General features: G+C 61.6%; 16 protein-coding genes and 1 pseudogene. 5 read left to right on the top strand and 12 right to left on the bottom strand.

Annotated features, from left to right (window positions below; all coding sequences use genetic code 11):
* Positions 1-59: 59 nt before the first annotated feature.
* Together mutL and G6N82_RS01515 are read left to right on the top strand one after the other, a co-directional pair.
* Positions 60-1,877 carry a DNA mismatch repair endonuclease MutL gene (mutL, locus tag G6N82_RS01520; protein ID WP_165193054.1) on the top strand — a complete coding sequence of 606 codons (1,818 nt, stop codon included), beginning with the start codon at positions 60-62 and terminating at the stop codon, positions 1,875-1,877.
* A gap of 96 nt (positions 1,878-1,973) precedes the next feature.
* On the top strand, positions 1,974-2,375 hold the full coding sequence (locus G6N82_RS01515) for a RidA family protein (protein WP_346773764.1): 402 nt from the start codon (positions 1,974-1,976) through the stop codon (positions 2,373-2,375).
* Positions 2,376-2,403: 28 nt separating this feature from the next.
* Here G6N82_RS01515 and G6N82_RS01510 read toward each other — a convergent pair whose 3' ends face one another.
* Positions 2,404-2,877: a MaoC family dehydratase gene (locus G6N82_RS01510; protein WP_165193052.1), complete on the bottom strand. Its 474-nt coding sequence runs from the start codon at positions 2,875-2,877 to the stop codon at positions 2,404-2,406.
* A 253-nt stretch (positions 2,878-3,130) separates the two neighbouring features.
* Here G6N82_RS01510 and G6N82_RS01505 point away from each other — a divergent pair, with 253 nt between their 5' ends.
* On the top strand, positions 3,131-4,093 hold the full coding sequence (locus tag G6N82_RS01505) for a hypothetical protein (protein WP_206520269.1): 963 nt from the start codon (positions 3,131-3,133) through the stop codon (positions 4,091-4,093).
* Here the strand turns inward: G6N82_RS01505 and ychF are convergent.
* The 11 genes from ychF to G6N82_RS15125 all read right to left on the bottom strand — a co-directional run bounded on the left by ychF (position 4,090) and on the right by G6N82_RS15125 (position 11,651).
* Positions 4,090-5,190: a redox-regulated ATPase YchF gene (gene ychF, locus G6N82_RS01500; protein ID WP_165193048.1), complete on the bottom strand. Its 1,101-nt coding sequence runs from the start codon at positions 5,188-5,190 to the stop codon at positions 4,090-4,092. The genes G6N82_RS01505 and ychF overlap by 4 nt on opposite strands.
* Positions 5,191-5,254: 64 nt before the next feature.
* Entirely contained in the window at positions 5,255-6,250 is a 996-nt protein-coding gene (locus G6N82_RS01495; protein WP_165193046.1) for an SDR family oxidoreductase, read from the bottom strand.
* A 32-nt stretch (positions 6,251-6,282) separates the two neighbouring features.
* Entirely contained in the window at positions 6,283-6,798 is a 516-nt protein-coding gene (locus G6N82_RS01490; RefSeq protein ID WP_165193044.1) for a topology modulation protein, read from the bottom strand.
* A 57-nt stretch (positions 6,799-6,855) separates the two neighbouring features.
* Positions 6,856-7,509, bottom strand: coding sequence for a hypothetical protein (locus tag G6N82_RS01485; RefSeq protein WP_165193042.1), 654 nt, complete (start codon positions 7,507-7,509; stop codon positions 6,856-6,858).
* 49 nt (positions 7,510-7,558) lie between these two features.
* Positions 7,559-8,128, bottom strand: a complete 570-nt coding sequence (gene pth, locus G6N82_RS01480; protein WP_165193040.1) for an aminoacyl-tRNA hydrolase — start codon at positions 8,126-8,128, stop codon at positions 7,559-7,561.
* 89 nt (positions 8,129-8,217) lie between these two features.
* A complete protein-coding gene (locus G6N82_RS01475; protein WP_165193038.1) occupies positions 8,218-8,895 on the bottom strand; it encodes a 50S ribosomal protein L25/general stress protein Ctc in 678 nt (225 codons plus the stop codon).
* A gap of 117 nt (positions 8,896-9,012) precedes the next feature.
* On the bottom strand, positions 9,013-9,894 hold the full coding sequence (locus G6N82_RS01470) for a TraB/GumN family protein (protein ID WP_165193036.1): 882 nt from the start codon (positions 9,892-9,894) through the stop codon (positions 9,013-9,015).
* Positions 9,891-10,820, bottom strand: a complete 930-nt coding sequence (locus G6N82_RS01465) for a TraB/GumN family protein (RefSeq protein ID WP_165193034.1) — start codon at positions 10,818-10,820, stop codon at positions 9,891-9,893. Before G6N82_RS01465 ends, G6N82_RS01470 begins: the two co-directional genes overlap by 4 nt.
* Positions 10,821-10,879: 59 nt before the next feature.
* Positions 10,880-11,332, bottom strand: coding sequence for a hypothetical protein (locus G6N82_RS01460; RefSeq protein ID WP_165193032.1), 453 nt, complete (start codon positions 11,330-11,332; stop codon positions 10,880-10,882).
* The gene (locus G6N82_RS01455) at positions 11,316-11,513 is read right to left on the bottom strand and encodes a helix-turn-helix transcriptional regulator (protein WP_165193030.1); all 198 of its coding nucleotides are present in this window, start codon (positions 11,511-11,513) and stop codon (positions 11,316-11,318) included. Before G6N82_RS01455 ends, G6N82_RS01460 begins: the two co-directional genes overlap by 17 nt.
* Before the next feature lie 6 nt (positions 11,514-11,519).
* On the bottom strand, positions 11,520-11,651 hold the full coding sequence (locus G6N82_RS15125) for a hypothetical protein (protein ID WP_277601951.1): 132 nt from the start codon (positions 11,649-11,651) through the stop codon (positions 11,520-11,522).
* Positions 11,652-11,823: 172 nt separating this feature from the next.
* Here G6N82_RS15125 and G6N82_RS01450 point away from each other — a divergent pair, with 172 nt between their 5' ends.
* Both G6N82_RS01450 and glyS read left to right on the top strand, forming a co-directional pair.
* The gene (locus G6N82_RS01450; protein WP_165193028.1) at positions 11,824-12,738 is read left to right on the top strand and encodes a glycine--tRNA ligase subunit alpha; all 915 of its coding nucleotides are present in this window, start codon (positions 11,824-11,826) and stop codon (positions 12,736-12,738) included.
* A pseudogene (gene glyS / locus G6N82_RS01445) lies at positions 12,735-14,923 on the top strand (glycine--tRNA ligase subunit beta). The gene G6N82_RS01450 and the pseudogene glyS overlap by 4 nt, the downstream one beginning before the upstream one ends.
* The last annotated feature ends 6 nt before the right edge of the window (positions 14,924-14,929 follow it).

The following is a 14,929-nucleotide window of genomic DNA, read 5'->3' as shown; positions in this document are numbered from 1 at the left end:
ACCCAGATTTTTCACCGTTGGCCTCGAATTTCCAGCGGCTGACCGCTACCCTGCTGGCAATGCCGCAAATTCGCCTCCTTCCCGAAAGCCTAGTCAACCGCATCGCCGCCGGCGAAGTGGTGGAGCGGCCCGCTGCGGCGCTCAAGGAACTGGTCGAAAACGCGATCGATGCGGGCGCGACTCGCATTGCGGTGAAACTGGTCGATGGCGGCCTGGGCAAGATCGAAGTGGTGGACGATGGCTGCGGTATGAGCGCGGCCGAGATGACGCTGGCGCTCGAACGCCATGCCACCTCCAAGTTGCCCGATGACGCGATCGAGCAAGTCACGACACTGGGCTTTCGTGGTGAGGCCTTGCCCTCGATCGCCAGCGTGGCGCAGCTGACAATCGAAAGCCGGGTGAGGGGCGCGGACGATGGCTGGAAGGTAGTGGTCGACCATGGCCAGGTCATCGAGGAAGCGCCGGCTGCATTGCCGCCGGGCACCCGGGTCAAAGTCGAAAAACTGTTCGCCAAGGTGCCCGCGCGGCGCAAGTTCCTGCGCACGGCCCGCAGCGAATATGCCACTTGTCTTGATGTGGTGCGTCGTTTGGCGATGGCGCGGCCCGATGTGGCGATCTCGCTCGAGCATGGCGACCGGCGCATTCTTGGCCTGCAGGCGAGCGAACCTCTGGCAGACCGGGTGGCCGGCATCGTCGCGCGTGACCTCAAGGACAACAGCGTCGCCATCTCCGCAGAGCGTGAAGGACCGGGCGGCAGCATGCGGCTGTCAGGGATCGCGGGCCTGCCGACCTACAACCGCGGGGTGGCCGATCACCAGTACCTGTTCGTCAACGGTCGCCCTGTGAAAGACCGGTTGCTGGTGGGCGCGGTGCGCGGCGCCTATGCCGATATGCTGGCACGCGATCGTCACGCGGTGCTGGCGCTGTTCCTCGACTTGCCGCCCGAGGATGTCGATGTGAACGTCCATCCGGCGAAGACCGAGGTGCGCTTCCGCGACGCGGCGGGCGTGCGCGGGTTCATCGTTTCCGGATTGCGGCAAGCTCTCGCAACGGGCGACCGGCGATCCGCGCAAGGTCCGGATCGCGGGGCGATGGAGCGGTGGCAAAGCGAACCCGTCCAAGAGGCAGCGCCAGCGCTCGCCAGCATCTTTTCTCGCGATTGGTCGGCGCAAAAGCCGCGCGTCAGCGAAGCCGGGCGTGCCTGGCGCGCCTATGAAGGCGAAGTCATGGCGCGCGACGATTTCGCACCGCAGGGTCGCGCGACGCAGGTCGAAGAAGCGGAAACGGCGCAGGACTTCCCGCTCGGAATTGCGCGCGGGCAAGTGGCGAACACCTATATCGTGGCAGAGGCGGCCGACGGGTTGGTTCTGGTCGATCAGCACGCAGCGCACGAACGACTCGTGCTGGAGCGGCTGCGCGCAGCGGGGGCGGGGGATGCTGTTGCCCGCTCTCAAGCGCTGCTGGTGCCCGATGTGGTCGAGCTGGACGAGGTTGATTGCGACCGACTTGAAGAGGCTGCCGAAGGTTTCGCGCAATTCGGGCTGGCGATCGAACGCTTCGGCCCGGGCGCGATGCTGGTGCGCGCGCTGCCCACGGCGCTGGCGAAGGCCGATCCGCAGGCGCTGCTGACCGACCTTGCGGACGATATCGCCAAGCATGGGCAGGCGCTGCTGCTCGAAGAAAAGCTCGAGCACGTACTCGCCACCATGGCGTGTCACGGTTCGGTCAGGGCAGGGCGGGTGCTGCGTGTCGAAGAGATGAACGCGCTGCTGCGCGAGATGGAGCGAACCCCGCGCTCAGGCCAGTGCAATCACGGCCGCCCGACCTGGGTCAAGCTGAGCATGGAAGACGTCGAGAAGCTGTTCGGGCGGCATTGATGCGAGCGGCATCGCAATTCCGATAACCAGACTAGGCCGGACTACTAGTTCTCCGGGACAGTTGATGACGCGCCATCACTGAAATAACGGCGTTGTATTCCGGATTGGGAGGCTGAACTGGCAAAGCGATACATTAGCGAAGTTGAGGGTGTCCCAAAGTCACCCTCTCCAATTTCGAACGCGGTTGTGTGCGGGAATATCTGCCACATCTCAGGGCAGCTATCGGTCTATGACGAGGGCTATCGACCGGGTACCGCACGGGAAGAGGCTCAAAGGGCGTTCGATCTTGTGTTCCTGATTGCGCAAGCTGCCGGATTCAAGCGCAGCGATATAGTCTATGTCGATATCGCTTTCACCAATCTGCAGCGCGACCTTCCTGAAGTAAATGCGCTCTGCAGCGAGCTTTTCGATCCATATCCGGCACGTACGATTTACGAGGCCGCCGCCCTTCCGTTTGGAGCCAAGATCAAGGTGCAGGCAATCGCACAGCTGGATTAGGTCACTGAACCTTTCGTTTCTCGCGCTATCAAGACAGCCCCACACCCGGCTCACGCACGGCGATCAGCCCGTTCGAGGTCATTTCCAGCACCACCTCGCCGTTCTGGTTGAACACCTGTGCGCGGCTCTTGAAGATGCCCATTTCGGGCCGCGACTTGCTGCGGCGCTTTTCGATCACTTCGCTTTCGACGCGCAGTGTATCGCCGGGATAGACCGGCTTCTTCCACTGAAGGTTGTCGACTCCGGGTGAGCCGAGCCCTGCCTGCTTGGTGCCCTTCATGTTCTCGACCATCATCGCCATGGTCATGGCGCAGGTGTGCCATCCGCTGGCAGAAAGCCGCCCGAAATGCGTCTTCGCAGCCGCCTCGTCATCGAGGTGGAACGCCTGCGGATCGTATTTGCGGGCGAATTCCAGCACTTCCTCGCGCGTAACTTCGTAGCGCCCGAAAGAGGATTTCTTCCCGACTTCGATGTCTTCGTAATAGAGTCGTCCATCAGCCATGCGCGGTCCTTTCTTGAGCACGCTCGGGTCTGTCAAGATTGGTGTACTAGTGCACCAGGCGGGGCTTCCATCAACTGACTACAATTGTAAATGAACTTACGACTGTAATCGACGGAGACTTTGCATGCGCTATAATGCTCTCGCGGCCCTTGCCCTTGCGACCCTGGCTGCGCCTGCAACCGCTGAAAACTGCCCACAAATTGCCGACCTTGAAATTCTCGACAAGCATTGCGCCAGCACGGATCGCGGGCTTGTGATCGCCGACAGCGCCGAGCGGGCAGGTATACTGATCTCGCTTGCCGAATCCGGTGCGTCAAACTTTGAAGCCATGTTCGGCAGGCCCCCGGCGCATTACGTAATCGTGGAACGGACTGAAGGCGGACTCAGCGATTCAGAGCGGGAGGCGCTTAAGGATGCGGGCTATGCCGCGATTCTGCCCTGGTTGTCGCCGCAAGGCTTCCGCAACCAGATGACGGAATCGGTAAGGCGAGCATTCGATGCCAGCGCATCGATGTTGGACGATTCCCAGCGCGAACTAGCCTGGCAATCGGCCCTGGCTCAGCTCGAGTCGCGCGTTTCGGACAAGGCAGCCGAAGACCGCGATAGAACAGCGATACCCCACGAACTTGGACACATGTGGCTAATCCATGCTTTTTGGCCGAATTCGCTAGCTATGCCCGGAGGCCACTACGGCGGCCCAGGCCCGGACTGGCTGGACGAACTTGCCGCCGTGCTGCACGAACCGGACGAAGCTTCCGCGCAGCGCAGACGGCATTTCGGCGAGCGCTATCTCGCGATTCGGTTGGCCATGGCACGCAATGAAACGGTGACTGACGAATTGCTTGATCTGAAGGCCTACCTCACCAAGGCGCACCCGGTAGGCGGCAACCCGCAGGAGCTCCTGGCCCAGACACCTGGTGGACCCAACATCGGAGGGGCGACCATCCGCGTGCTGACCGGGCCGGAGGCCCAGCGAGTAGCAGGGGATGGGATACGCTTTTACCTGCAGTCACGCCTCTTTGCCGATTATATCCTTCATCGGAGCGGTAAACCTGTGATCTTCGGCACTATTGCGGGCGCCATGGCTGAAAACCCCGATTTCGGGCTGTGGCTGGCTGCACATGGCGATAAGAATGGTTTGCCCGCCGCAATTGACGAACTTGAAGATGACTGGCTGGAATGGCTGGCCGAAATCTACCCAGTCGAAGCAATCTAGACGTTGAACTTGAACAGCATCACATCACCGTCCTGAACGACATATTCCTTGCCTTCCTGGCGCAGCTTGCCCGCTTCCTTGGCACCGCTTTCGCCGCCCAGCGATACATAATCTTCATAGGCGATGGTTTCAGCGCGGATGAAGCCGCGTTCGAAATCGGTATGGATTTCGCCAGCAGCCTGCGGGGCCTTGGCACCTGCGGGGAAAGTCCAGGCGCGCGCTTCCTTCGGCCCGGCGGTGAAGAAGGTCTTGAGGCCGAGCAGCTTGTAGCCAGCACGGATCACGCGGCTGAGCCCGCTCTCCGTCAGCCCCAGCGCTTCGAGATATTCGGCGCGCTCTTCCAGCGGCATCGCCACCAGCTCGCTTTCGATCGCGGCGGAAACAACCACCGCCTCGGCACCTTCAGAGGCCGCCTTTTCGAACACCTTGGCGGACAATTCATTGCCCTCCGCCGCGTCTTCCTCGGCCACGTTGCATACATAGAGCACGGGCTTTGCGGTCAGCAGCTGCGCCTGCTTGAAAATCCGTGCTTCTTCATCGTCCTTGGGTTCGGTCAGCCGCGCGGGCTTGCCTTCGCGCAGCAGGTCGAGCGCCTGGCCCAGCACGCTCGCCATCAGCTTGGCTTCCTTGTCGCCGCCGGTCGCGCGCTTCTGCGCGGCGGGCACGCGCTTTTCCAGGCTTTCCAGGTCTGACAGCATCAGCTCGGTTTCGACCACTTCGGCGTCCGCGATCGGATCGACCTTGTTGGCGACATGCTGGATGTCGTCATCTTCGAAGCAGCGCAACACGTGCACAATTGCGTCAACCTCGCGGATATTGCCGAGGAACTGGTTGCCCAGGCCTTCGCCCTTGCTGGCACCTTTGACCAGTCCTGCGATGTCAACGAAGGCGAGCTGGGTCGGCACCACCTTCGCACTCTTGGCGATCGCCGCGATCTGGTCGAGCCGCTCGTCCGGCACCGCGACCTGGCCGACATTGGGCTCGATCGTGCAGAACGGATAATTCGCAGCCTGCGCGGCCTGCGTCTCGGTCAATGCATTGAACAGGGTGGACTTGCCGACATTCGGCAGGCCGACGATCCCGCAGCGGAAACCCATCGAAAACTCCGGATAAGATGATTGGCGCGGCCCTTAGCCGTGCTGCGCGCCAATGGCCAGAGTTTCAGACGTTATGCACTGCCTTGACCCATGGGCCGAACGGCGAGTTGCCCAACATGGCGACCTGCGTTTCCGCGCTGACCCGGTTGATTGCTTCCTGCGGCTTGGCGCCGGGATGCACCGCGCGGCGCAGCGGGCGCGTGCCGGGGGGCATGGCGATGATCTCTGCGATCGCGCGCGGCACGTCCATCGGATCGGCGGTGCGGCGGGTGCCGTCTTCCTTGCCCATCCGGTCAACCAGTTCGGGATAAGCTGCCGCCTGCTCTTCGCTGAGCCGGTCCTTCAGTTCGCTGGCAAGCTGGTTGCGGTTGACCCATACCTTGGTGGGATAGCCGCCGGGCTGGATCACGCAGACTTCCACGCCGTGCGGAGCGAGTTCGTATGCCATCGCCTCGCTCATCGCCTCCAGCGCAAATTTGGTGGGCGAATAATGCCCGGAGGAAGGGACGATGACCCGCCCGAGCTGAGAGGAGATGTTGAAGATCATGCCGCTCTTGGCCTTGCGCATGCCCGGCAAGGCAGCGCGCGCCATGCGGTGGGGGCCATAGACATTGGTGTCGAAAATCAGCTGCGTCGCGATCATGTCTTGCAGTTCGATCGGCCCGGCGTAGCCTACGCCCGCATTGTTGATCAGCACGTCGAGCGGCCCGCCGTTGATCCGCTCTGCCTCGGCGACACCGGCAGCGACCTGCTCATCCGACGTTACGTCGATTTCGATCAGATGCAGGTCGAGCTTTTCGCTCTCCGCGAGCTGGCGCAGTTCGTCGGCTTCAGGACGGGGCAGGTTGCGCATCGTGGCGAACACTTTCGCGCCTTTGCGGGCATAGTCTTCGGCCATCAGTCGCCCGAAGCCGGATGAGCACCCGGTGATCAGGATCGCCTTGCCCGACAGGTCCGGTTCGGCCTGCACCTGGTCGGGCTGGGCGAAGGAAGCGGTGGCGGCAAAGGCGCTGGTAGCGGCGGCGCCTGCAAGCAGGCTGCGGCGGTCAATGGCGGGCATGGCAACTCTCCTCTGGTTCAGCATAGCGCCTGTCACTGAGCAAGCGAGTCCAGCCAGTGCTGCGCTGCGCGCGAGTTCTTCAGCCGGACCACCTTGTCGCGATGGGCGCTTATCCGCCCTTCCAACCTTTGCCGCGAGCCATAGTTCCAGCGCGCAACGTAAAGGAGGAAGGCAAGGTCGAGCCGCTCCGGGCAGCCTTCGGTCATGTCAGGACGGGCGCGGCCGCGCCATGTGACGATACGTTTGAGCACTCTCCAGAAACACAGCGGGATCGGATAGTCGAGATATACAACCGTGTCCGCGCGGGGCAGGCGCTCGTCCAACGTACCGCCATAAGTCCCTTCGATGATCCAACGTTCGCCCTTGACCACTTCGCGCAATCTGGTGCGCAGTTCTTCATCGGTGGAATCAACCCAGCCCGGCTTCCAGTTGAGCTTGTCCATGTGAAACAGCGGCAGGCCGGTCACTGCCGCCAAGGCAAAGCCAAAGGTCGATTTACCGGCCCCGCAAGGGCCGACGATCAGGAAACGCTGGGATGATTGGGTCATGGCGCTGCGCGTAGTCAGGCGCGAGCACGCAGCCAATAGACAAGTCGCCGGCGATGTCTAATCGCGGGGGCCGATACTGCGCAGGACCTCGCCTTTTTCGTCGATGAAGTCGATGGAACTGGTGCCATCGGGATCGACCCTCAGCATAAGCCGCGGTATGCCATTGGCATCCTGCAGCATGACAACCGAAGCGCGGTCTCTCGATTTTCCGACAAACAGGCGCGGGGGGCCCTCTGCGGCGCCCGGTTTGACTGCCAGCTTTCCGTCCTTGCTTTCGAACATCGATCCGTTGGGGCGATCGGATATGATCAATGCAGCCAGATCGCGGTCACCACTGTCGGTTTGCAGCAATTGAATGGTCTGATCGTTTTCGTAACGGTCGAAGGTCAGGCTTGCGCCGGCATTGATGGTTCCGTCCTTGCTGTTGCCGGCCCAGATCAAGCCGCCGTTTTCGGTGCCTTCGTCGTTGAGGAACAGCAGGCCGGCCGCATGCCGCCGATCGGGGCGGGCCATCTCTTCGCCCTTGACGAACGAGCCGGGAAAGCGGTCCTTGCCCGATATGACTAGGCGCAGCGTGCCGTCCGGCTCACGTATATTGATCCGCTCCACGTCCAACGTGGTGACTTGTTTGGAACGGGTGGCAGCGGTCAGGGCAACTGCCATACCGACCAGTGCCGCACCGGTGATTATCCCTTGCCAATAGCCCATCATCGCCTCCTCGTGTTACTGATCTATAACAGTAATACGATGACAATGAGCGTCAATCCTGCATGCGTATTGCTACATCGTTCATGAAGCGGGCGTCGTCGCCCTTGGCGAGCCATTCGGCTTCGGCCGCTATGGCGCCCAGCATATGGACGAGATCGTCCTGCTCGCTCTTCGCGTAATTGCCCAGCACATAGCCATGCACACGGTCCTTGTGCCCGGGATGGCCGATTCCGATCCGCACCCGGCGGAAATCGGGGCCGAGATGCTTATCGATACTGCGCAGCCCATTATGCCCGGCGGTGCCGCCGCCTTGCTTCACCTTGACCTTGAATGGCGCGAGGTCGAGTTCGTCATGGAACACGGTCAGCGCATCGGTACCGAGTTTGTAGAAGCGCAATGCCTCGCCCACGCTGCGGCCGCTTTCGTTCATGAAAGTGGCGGGCTTGAGCAGCAGGACCTTCACGGTGCCGATCCGGCCTTCCTGGATCCATCCCTGGAATTTCTTCTGGACCGGGCCGAAGCCATACATTTCGGCGATCACGTCGCAGGCCATGAAGCCGACATTGTGCCGGTTCATCGCATATCCCGGACCGGGATTTCCAAGGCCTACCCAGATTTGCATCAGCGCCCTCTAGCTTGCACTTCCCCAAATGCAAAACGCCGGCCCATATCTGGACCGGCGCCTTGGTGATAGCATTGGAAACGGGAAGATTATTCTTCGCCGGCTTCTTCTTCGCCTTCGCCTTCGTCGGCATCCTGCTCGGAAGCAGGCACTTCGCTTGCGGCAGCTGCGGTGCTGGTATCGCCTTCAGCCTTCTTCAGCGCAGAAGGAGCAACCAGCGTAGCGATGGTGAAGTCACGATCGGTGATCGCGCTTTCGCTGCCCGCAGGCAGGGTCACTTCGCTGATGTGGATCGAATCGCCAACGTCCTTGCCGGTTACGTCGATCACGATTTCGCTGGGGATCTGGTCTGCGTCGCAGATCAGGTCGAGCTCGTGGCGAACCACGTTCAGCACGCCGCCCTTCTTGAGGCCGGGGCTCTTTTCTTCATTGGCGAACACGACGGGCACGTTCACTTCAACCTTGGCACCCTTGGCCAGGCGCAGGAAGTCGACGTGCTCGGGGCGGTCCGTGACCGGATGCAGCGACACATCCTTGGGAAGGGTCTTGATGGTCTTGCCACCGAGGGTGATCTCGACGATCGAGTTCATGAAGTGGCCGGTGCCCAGCTGGCGGACCAGTTCCTTCGCCTCGACGTGGATCATCGTGGGTTCTTCCTTGCCGCCATAGATAACGGCGGGGACGCGGCCTTCGCGACGCAGTGCACGGGAGGCTCCCTTGCCAGCCCGTTCGCGCGCCTCGGCCGGCAGGGTCAGAGCGTCGCTCATGTCACATACCTTTCGAATTGCATTGGTTTGTCATTCGGTCCGCCACGCCTCCAGGGATGACCATGACGCCGAAGGGCGGCCCCTTACGTGGCAAGGGGCCAAATGGCAAGCGCGTTCTTACTGGATGCGGGTGACGGTATAGCCGCGCTGGCGCAACAGTTCGGCCAGGCCATCGGGGCCGACGATATGCGCTGCGCCCACAGCGACCAAAGGCTTCTTGCCCTGTTCCAGCATGGGGACAAGCTGGTCCATCCATGCGTTATTGCGATCGACCAGCAAGGCCTGGCGCAGCTCACGGTCAGCCAGGATGCCGCTGTTGGTGGCTTCGATCAGGGCCGTCTCATCGCCTTCCAGCCAGGCCTTGCGCAATTTTCCCGGCTCAAGCTTCAGCCGTTCGATGTCGTCAATCACCCCAACCAGCAGGTCGCGCTGTTCGCTTTCCGGCAAGCGATCGAAGATGCCGAGCTGTTTGGCGGCGCCTTCGAATTCCTTGATTTCGCGTCCGGCAAAGTCCCGGATCAGCGCGCGATCGGCGCCATGAGCTGCATCGCCCGTATCCTCCAGCTGCGCCAGCAGCAGAGCGACGGCCCAGGTTTCGGTTGCGCTGAAATCGCCCGGGCTGAAACCTGTTTGCTGGATCATGTCGAACAGCTTCGGGCGATAGTCAGCAGGAACCTTGAGCCCCACGTCGGGCTGGCCCGGAGTGGAAGCAAGGCGGGAAAATACGTCTCGCAATGCTTGCTGGTCATCAAGCGCGGCAATCTCCACCATCAACAAATCGGCGTCGGCGATGGCGGCGTCCAGCGTCTCGCTGCGCCATTGCACATCGCGCGGAAGGGAGTGGATAGTGCCAAAGAGCCAGCCTTTCGGCTGGCCCTGGTTATCGGCAAGTTCGATCAGTATGGGCGATGCGCGCTCGCCATCCTGCTGTGGGGGGTCGGCATTGCAGGCGGACAATGCCAGGACCCCCATCGCAAGCAGGATCAGCTGGCGGATCACTGGACCCGCACCGCCTCGATGTCGATCGCTTCGAGTGCGTCCTGCACGCTGTTTTCGCCGGCCAGGTGGCCTGCGCCAACAGCTACGAACACGGTGCCCGGCGCATCGAGCCGCTGGTCGATCCAGGTCGCCCAATTGCGGTTGCGGGCATAGAGCAGCGCTTCGGCAACCTTGGGATCGGTCAGGCCTTCATTCATGAGCGCAGCCAGGGCATCGGCATCGCCTTCAACCCATTCTGCCACCATCTTGTCGAGCATCGGCTTGATCTCGTCGATGCCTTCAGCGGCCTGGATCAGGAAATCCACCTGCGATTCCTGTGGCAACCCGTCGAAAATGCCGATCTGGAATTCGATCGTTTCCAGCGCCTGCTGATCCTTATCGCCGGCCTTGGTCAGGATCACCTTTTCCACCCCGGCATCGGGCGAATAACCCTGCTGGAGCAGCGGCAGCATGGTCATCATCATCCCTGCATACCAGGGCTCGAACTGGTCGAACGCTCCGGCCGGAATGCCGAGCTTGCCCATTGCCGTTTCATAGGCCGCGGTCTGTTCGGGGGTGAACAGGCTGCGCAGAGTCGTGCCCTGGGGCAGGATGCCCTTGGTCATGACGAGCTGCTGCATTTCGCCGGCCATCTCAGGCGTCATCTTGATTTCAGTCACGACGCTGTCGGACGCGGAGAGGGCATTCTCGATTGCACTGGAGTACCAGTCGACATTCTCTGGCAGGGCATGCACCGTGCCGAACAGGTAGATCGTCGTGTCTTCGTCCGCGACTTTCCACAAGGCCGGTCCGGTTGGCGCAGCAGTGGCCGCTTCGGTGCTGGCCGCTGCCGAGGCCAACTCGGTTTCCTGCGCGGCCCAGGCCGGGCCTGCAAGAACGATCGTCGAAGCGAGCAGGGCAGAAGTGAGTTTCTTGAAATTACGCATGATAGGCTCCTTGGTCACAATTATGTGGTGGGTCAAAGTGAATGGTTGGTGAAAACTGGTCATCCCCGCAGTTTGAGGACGCCAAACGTCAGCGCCATTGTTGCGAAAGCCAGCAGGAAGACTCCGATCGCGCTGGGTAAGGGGAGGAAACCGCCCATCGCCAATACGGCCCAGATAGGATAACCGGCGATAACCGCCATGCATCCACCGGCCATGCCGATCAGGTTCTGCTTGAGCTGATGCTCGTCAATCTGGGTATATCCCCAAAGCGGGATCGCGAAGAGGCCGATAGCAAAGCCGATCGCGACTATTACGGCAGCCAAAGGATCAAGCGACAGCGAGGCAAGGTCGCCGCGGATGAAGTTGCCTTCGCCCTGTTCGACCATAGCGAGTCCAAACCCCAGCGAAGCACCGACAATACCGCTGACACCATAATAGGCGAACATTCTGCGGCGGCGCTGGCGGGTCCGCGCCTCACCCGGGCCGATATCTTTTTCAGAAGTGGCCATCATCGAAAATCTCCTCGATCGGCAGATTGAACAGGCGGGCGATCTTGAATGCGAGGGGCAGTGACGGGTCGTGCTTGCCGGTCTCGATCGCGTTGACTGCCTGTCGCGAGACGTCGAGCCGGCCAGCCAGTTCGGCCTGGCTCCAGTCGCGTTCCGCGCGCAGGACTTTGAGGCGGTTGTTCATGGCTAGTCACAAGCCGATGGCATCGACCGTCCGGGCCAACAGAGTTCCGACTGCGAAACCGGAACTGCCCAGCAGCAAGTATGCCTGCCAGCGCGTCATGCAGATTCGCTCATTGAAATGTGCGAGTGCGTTTGTCATCACTTTCTCCGTCATGTTATACTGACGTTATGTCAGGTATGCCTGACTATATGTCGCGATCTCGCTGACTATGTCAAGACTACCTTACTTTTTGTCGTGACTTTACGACATTGGGGGTAGCTCGGTACTGCGGCATTGACGGTGGGCAGGGGCTGCGCCATGGGCGCTGCCCATGAGTTTCGAACCGCCAGCACGCGATCCCAAACGGTCGTTTCAGGACATGATCCTTGCCCTCCATGACTTCTGGAGCGCGAAGGGCTGCGTCATCCTGCAGCCCTATGACATGCGCATGGGAGCGGGTACCTTCCACACCGCCACCACGCTGCGCGCGCTCGGACCGGAGCCGTGGAACGCCGCCTTTGTGCAGCCGTGCCGCCGACCGACCGATGGTCGCTATGGCGAAAACCCGAACCGGTTGCAGCATTATTACCAGTACCAGGTGATCCTGAAGCCGAGCCCGCCGGACATCCAGCAATGGTATCTCGATAGCCTCAAGGTGATCGGGATCGATCCGCTGCGGCACGATATCCGCTTTGTCGAGGATGACTGGGAAAGCCCGACGCTGGGCGCCTGGGGCCTGGGCTGGGAAGTCTGGTGCGACGGAATGGAGGTGACTCAGTTCACCTATTTCCAGCAGATGGGCGGGTTTGACTGCAAGCCGGTCGCGGGCGAGCTGACTTACGGGCTTGAGCGCCTGGCGATGTATATCCAGGGCGTCGACAATGTGTATGATCTCGCGTTCAACACGCAGGGTGTGACCTATGGCGAAGTGTTCCTTGAGAACGAGCGCCAGATGTCGAAGTGGAACTTCGAAGTCGCTGACACCGATGCGCTGTTCGACCTGTTCAACAAGGCCGAGGCCGAGTGCCGCAATGCGCTGGCTAACGGCGTGCCGATCGCTGCCTATGAACAGGCGGTGGAAGCGAGCCATATCTTCAACCTGCTGCAGGCGCGCGGCGTGATCAGCGTGCAGGAGCGTGCCAGCTACATGGGCCGGGTGCGCGATCTGGCGCGGTCCTCCTGCGAGGCCTATGCGGAGAAGATGAGCCCCGAATGGCAGGCCAAATATCCGGAGTGGTCGCTATGAGCGATTTCCTCCTCGAGCTGCTCTCCGAAGAGATCCCGGCGCGGATGCAGGCCGGTGCGCGCGCCGAGCTGGAGAAGCTGTTCCGCCGCGAGATGGAGGCGGCAGGCGTCGCCGTGGGCGAGATTACCGTCTGGTCGACCCCACGTCGCTTGGCGCTGATTGCACGCGGGCTTCCCGAGGCGACGGAAGCGGTGAGCGAGGAAGCCAAAGGTCCGCCCGAAGGCGCACCCGATGCCGCGATCGACGGCTTCTGTCGCAAGAATGGCGTCACGCGCGACCAGCTGGAGCTGCGCGATGTGAAGGGGCGCAACACCTGGTTCGCTGTTATCGAGAAGCCGGGCAGGGCGACGAAGAACGTACTGGCTGAAGCGATTCCCGCGATTATCCGCGATTTCGCCTGGCCCAAGTCGATGCGCTGGGGCGCGGCCTCGCTTAGCACTGAGTCCTTGCGCTGGGTGCGCCCTTTGCAGGGGATCGTTGCGCTGCTGGGCGAGGAACTGGTCGAATGCGAAGTGGACGGTATCCGCTCCAGCTATGCCACGATGGGGCATCGCTTTCATCATTCGGGCGAGATCACGATCGGTAGCGCGGCAGACTATGCCGAAAAGCTGCGCGCCTGCCATGTCGTCGTCGATCACGAGGAACGGCAGGACGCTGTCCGAAAAGGCGCGAAAGCCGCTGCCGAAGCTGCCGGTCTGACTCTTGTCGAGGACGAAGGCCTCGTAATCGAAAACGCCGGCCTTACCGAGTGGCCCGTGCCGTTGCTCGGCCGTTTCGACGAGAGCTATCTCGACGTTCCCCCGGAGGTGATCCAGCTCACCGCGCGGGTGAACCAGAAGTATTTCGTCTGCGAGGACAGCGCAGGCAAGCTGGCCAATGCGTTTGTCTGCACCGCCAATATCGACCCGGAAGACCCGGCGGTGGTGGTCGACGGCAACCGCAAGGTGCTCGCCGCGCGGCTGTCCGATGCGCGGTTCTTCTGGGAACTCGACCAGAAGACGCCGCTTGCCGAGCATGCGAAGAAGCTGGAGCGGATCACCTTCCACGAGAAGCTGGGCACCGTCGCCGACAAGGTCGCTCGCGTGGCCAAGCTGGCGCGGTGGCTGGTAGAACAAAACATCGTCACTCCCGCGAAAGCGGGAGTCCATGGCGATGTTAGTACAGATAGTAAGATGGATTCCCGCGTTCGCGGGAATGACGAAGAGGTGGCCAGGCTCGCCGACCTTGCCGAACAGGCCGCACGCCTGTGCAAGGCCGATCTCGTCACCGAGATGGTCGGCGAATTCCCCGAATTGCAGGGCCTGATGGGCGGCTATTATGCCCGCGCCGAGGGCCTTCTTGACGAAGTCGCCGACGCGATCCGCGATCACTACAAACCTGTCGGGCAGGGCGACGAAGTGCCGACCGCGCCGGTGACGGTGGCGGTGTCGCTGGCGGACAAGCTGGATACGTTACGCAGCTTCTTCTCAATTGATGAAAAACCGACAGGGTCAAAGACCCCTTCGCGCTTCGCCGTGCTGCGCTTGGTGTTCTTCGCCTTCTCACCGAGAACAATCTGCGAATGAGCGCAGGCGAAGGCGACCTCCTCGAATTCTTCGCTGACCGTCTCAAGGTCCAGCAGCGAGAGGCAGGCGTTCGCCATGACCTGATCGATGCGGTGTTTGCGCTTGGCCAAGAAACGGGCAACGTTGAGGATGACCTCGTCCGTCTGCTCGCCCGCGTTCACGCCCTCCAATCCTTCATGGACACCGAAGACGGCGCGAACCTGCTCGCGGGTTACAAGCGCGCGGCCAATATCCTCAAGAAGGAAGACTGGCACGGCACGCGCGGCGAGATCAGATCTACCGGCGACGAGGACCCGCTCGAAAACGTCGATGATCCGCAGATGCGCGACATCTACGCGGAGCAGCTATCCCCGCTTTCCTACACGCCCGAAGCAGCCGAAAAGGCGCTGGTGGACGCACTCGATAAAGCCGAACCGAAAGCCGCCGCCGCAATCGAGGCTGAGGACTTCGAAGGCGCGATGGCCGCGCTTGCCACCCTGCGCGCGCCGATCGACCGGTTCTTCGATGAAGTCACGGTAAATGCGCCAGAAGAAAACAAACGCGCCGCAAGGCTCGACATGCTGCTTCGCTTCCGCGATGCGGTGCACCGCGTGGCGGATTTCTCGAAGATCGAAGGGTAAACTGAA

Origin of the sequence: Altererythrobacter sp. BO-6 (genome assembly GCF_011047315.1) — a bacterium.
In the GTDB taxonomy this organism is placed as follows: Bacteria; Pseudomonadota; Alphaproteobacteria; order Sphingomonadales; family Sphingomonadaceae; genus Erythrobacter.
Note: the sequence above shows the minus strand (reverse complement) of the source record. Positions and strands in the feature narration are given on the sequence as shown.

What these genes read in the sequence shown, in the direction of transcription:
- mutL (WP_165193054.1), top strand. Translation starts at nt 60, where the DNA reads ATGCCGCAAATTCGCCTCCTTCCCGAAAGCCTAGTCAACCGCATCGCC.
- G6N82_RS01510 (WP_165193052.1), bottom strand. Translation starts at nt 2,877, where the DNA reads ATGGCTGATGGACGACTCTATTACGAAGACATCGAAGTCGGGAAGAAA.
- ychF (WP_165193048.1), bottom strand. Translation starts at nt 5,190, where the DNA reads ATGGGTTTCCGCTGCGGGATCGTCGGCCTGCCGAATGTCGGCAAGTCC.
- G6N82_RS01495 (WP_165193046.1), bottom strand. Translation starts at nt 6,250, where the DNA reads ATGCCCGCCATTGACCGCCGCAGCCTGCTTGCAGGCGCCGCCGCTACC.
- G6N82_RS01490 (WP_165193044.1), bottom strand. Translation starts at nt 6,798, where the DNA reads ATGACCCAATCATCCCAGCGTTTCCTGATCGTCGGCCCTTGCGGGGCC.
- G6N82_RS01485 (WP_165193042.1), bottom strand. Translation starts at nt 7,509, where the DNA reads ATGATGGGCTATTGGCAAGGGATAATCACCGGTGCGGCACTGGTCGGT.
- pth (WP_165193040.1), bottom strand. Translation starts at nt 8,128, where the DNA reads ATGCAAATCTGGGTAGGCCTTGGAAATCCCGGTCCGGGATATGCGATG.
- G6N82_RS01475 (WP_165193038.1), bottom strand. Translation starts at nt 8,895, where the DNA reads ATGAGCGACGCTCTGACCCTGCCGGCCGAGGCGCGCGAACGGGCTGGC.
- G6N82_RS01465 (WP_165193034.1), bottom strand. Translation starts at nt 10,820, where the DNA reads ATGCGTAATTTCAAGAAACTCACTTCTGCCCTGCTCGCTTCGACGATC.
- G6N82_RS01460 (WP_165193032.1), bottom strand. Translation starts at nt 11,332, where the DNA reads ATGATGGCCACTTCTGAAAAAGATATCGGCCCGGGTGAGGCGCGGACC.
- G6N82_RS01455 (WP_165193030.1), bottom strand. Translation starts at nt 11,513, where the DNA reads ATGAACAACCGCCTCAAAGTCCTGCGCGCGGAACGCGACTGGAGCCAG.
- G6N82_RS15125 (WP_277601951.1), bottom strand. Translation starts at nt 11,651, where the DNA reads ATGACAAACGCACTCGCACATTTCAATGAGCGAATCTGCATGACGCGC.
- G6N82_RS01450 (WP_165193028.1), top strand. Translation starts at nt 11,824, where the DNA reads ATGAGTTTCGAACCGCCAGCACGCGATCCCAAACGGTCGTTTCAGGAC.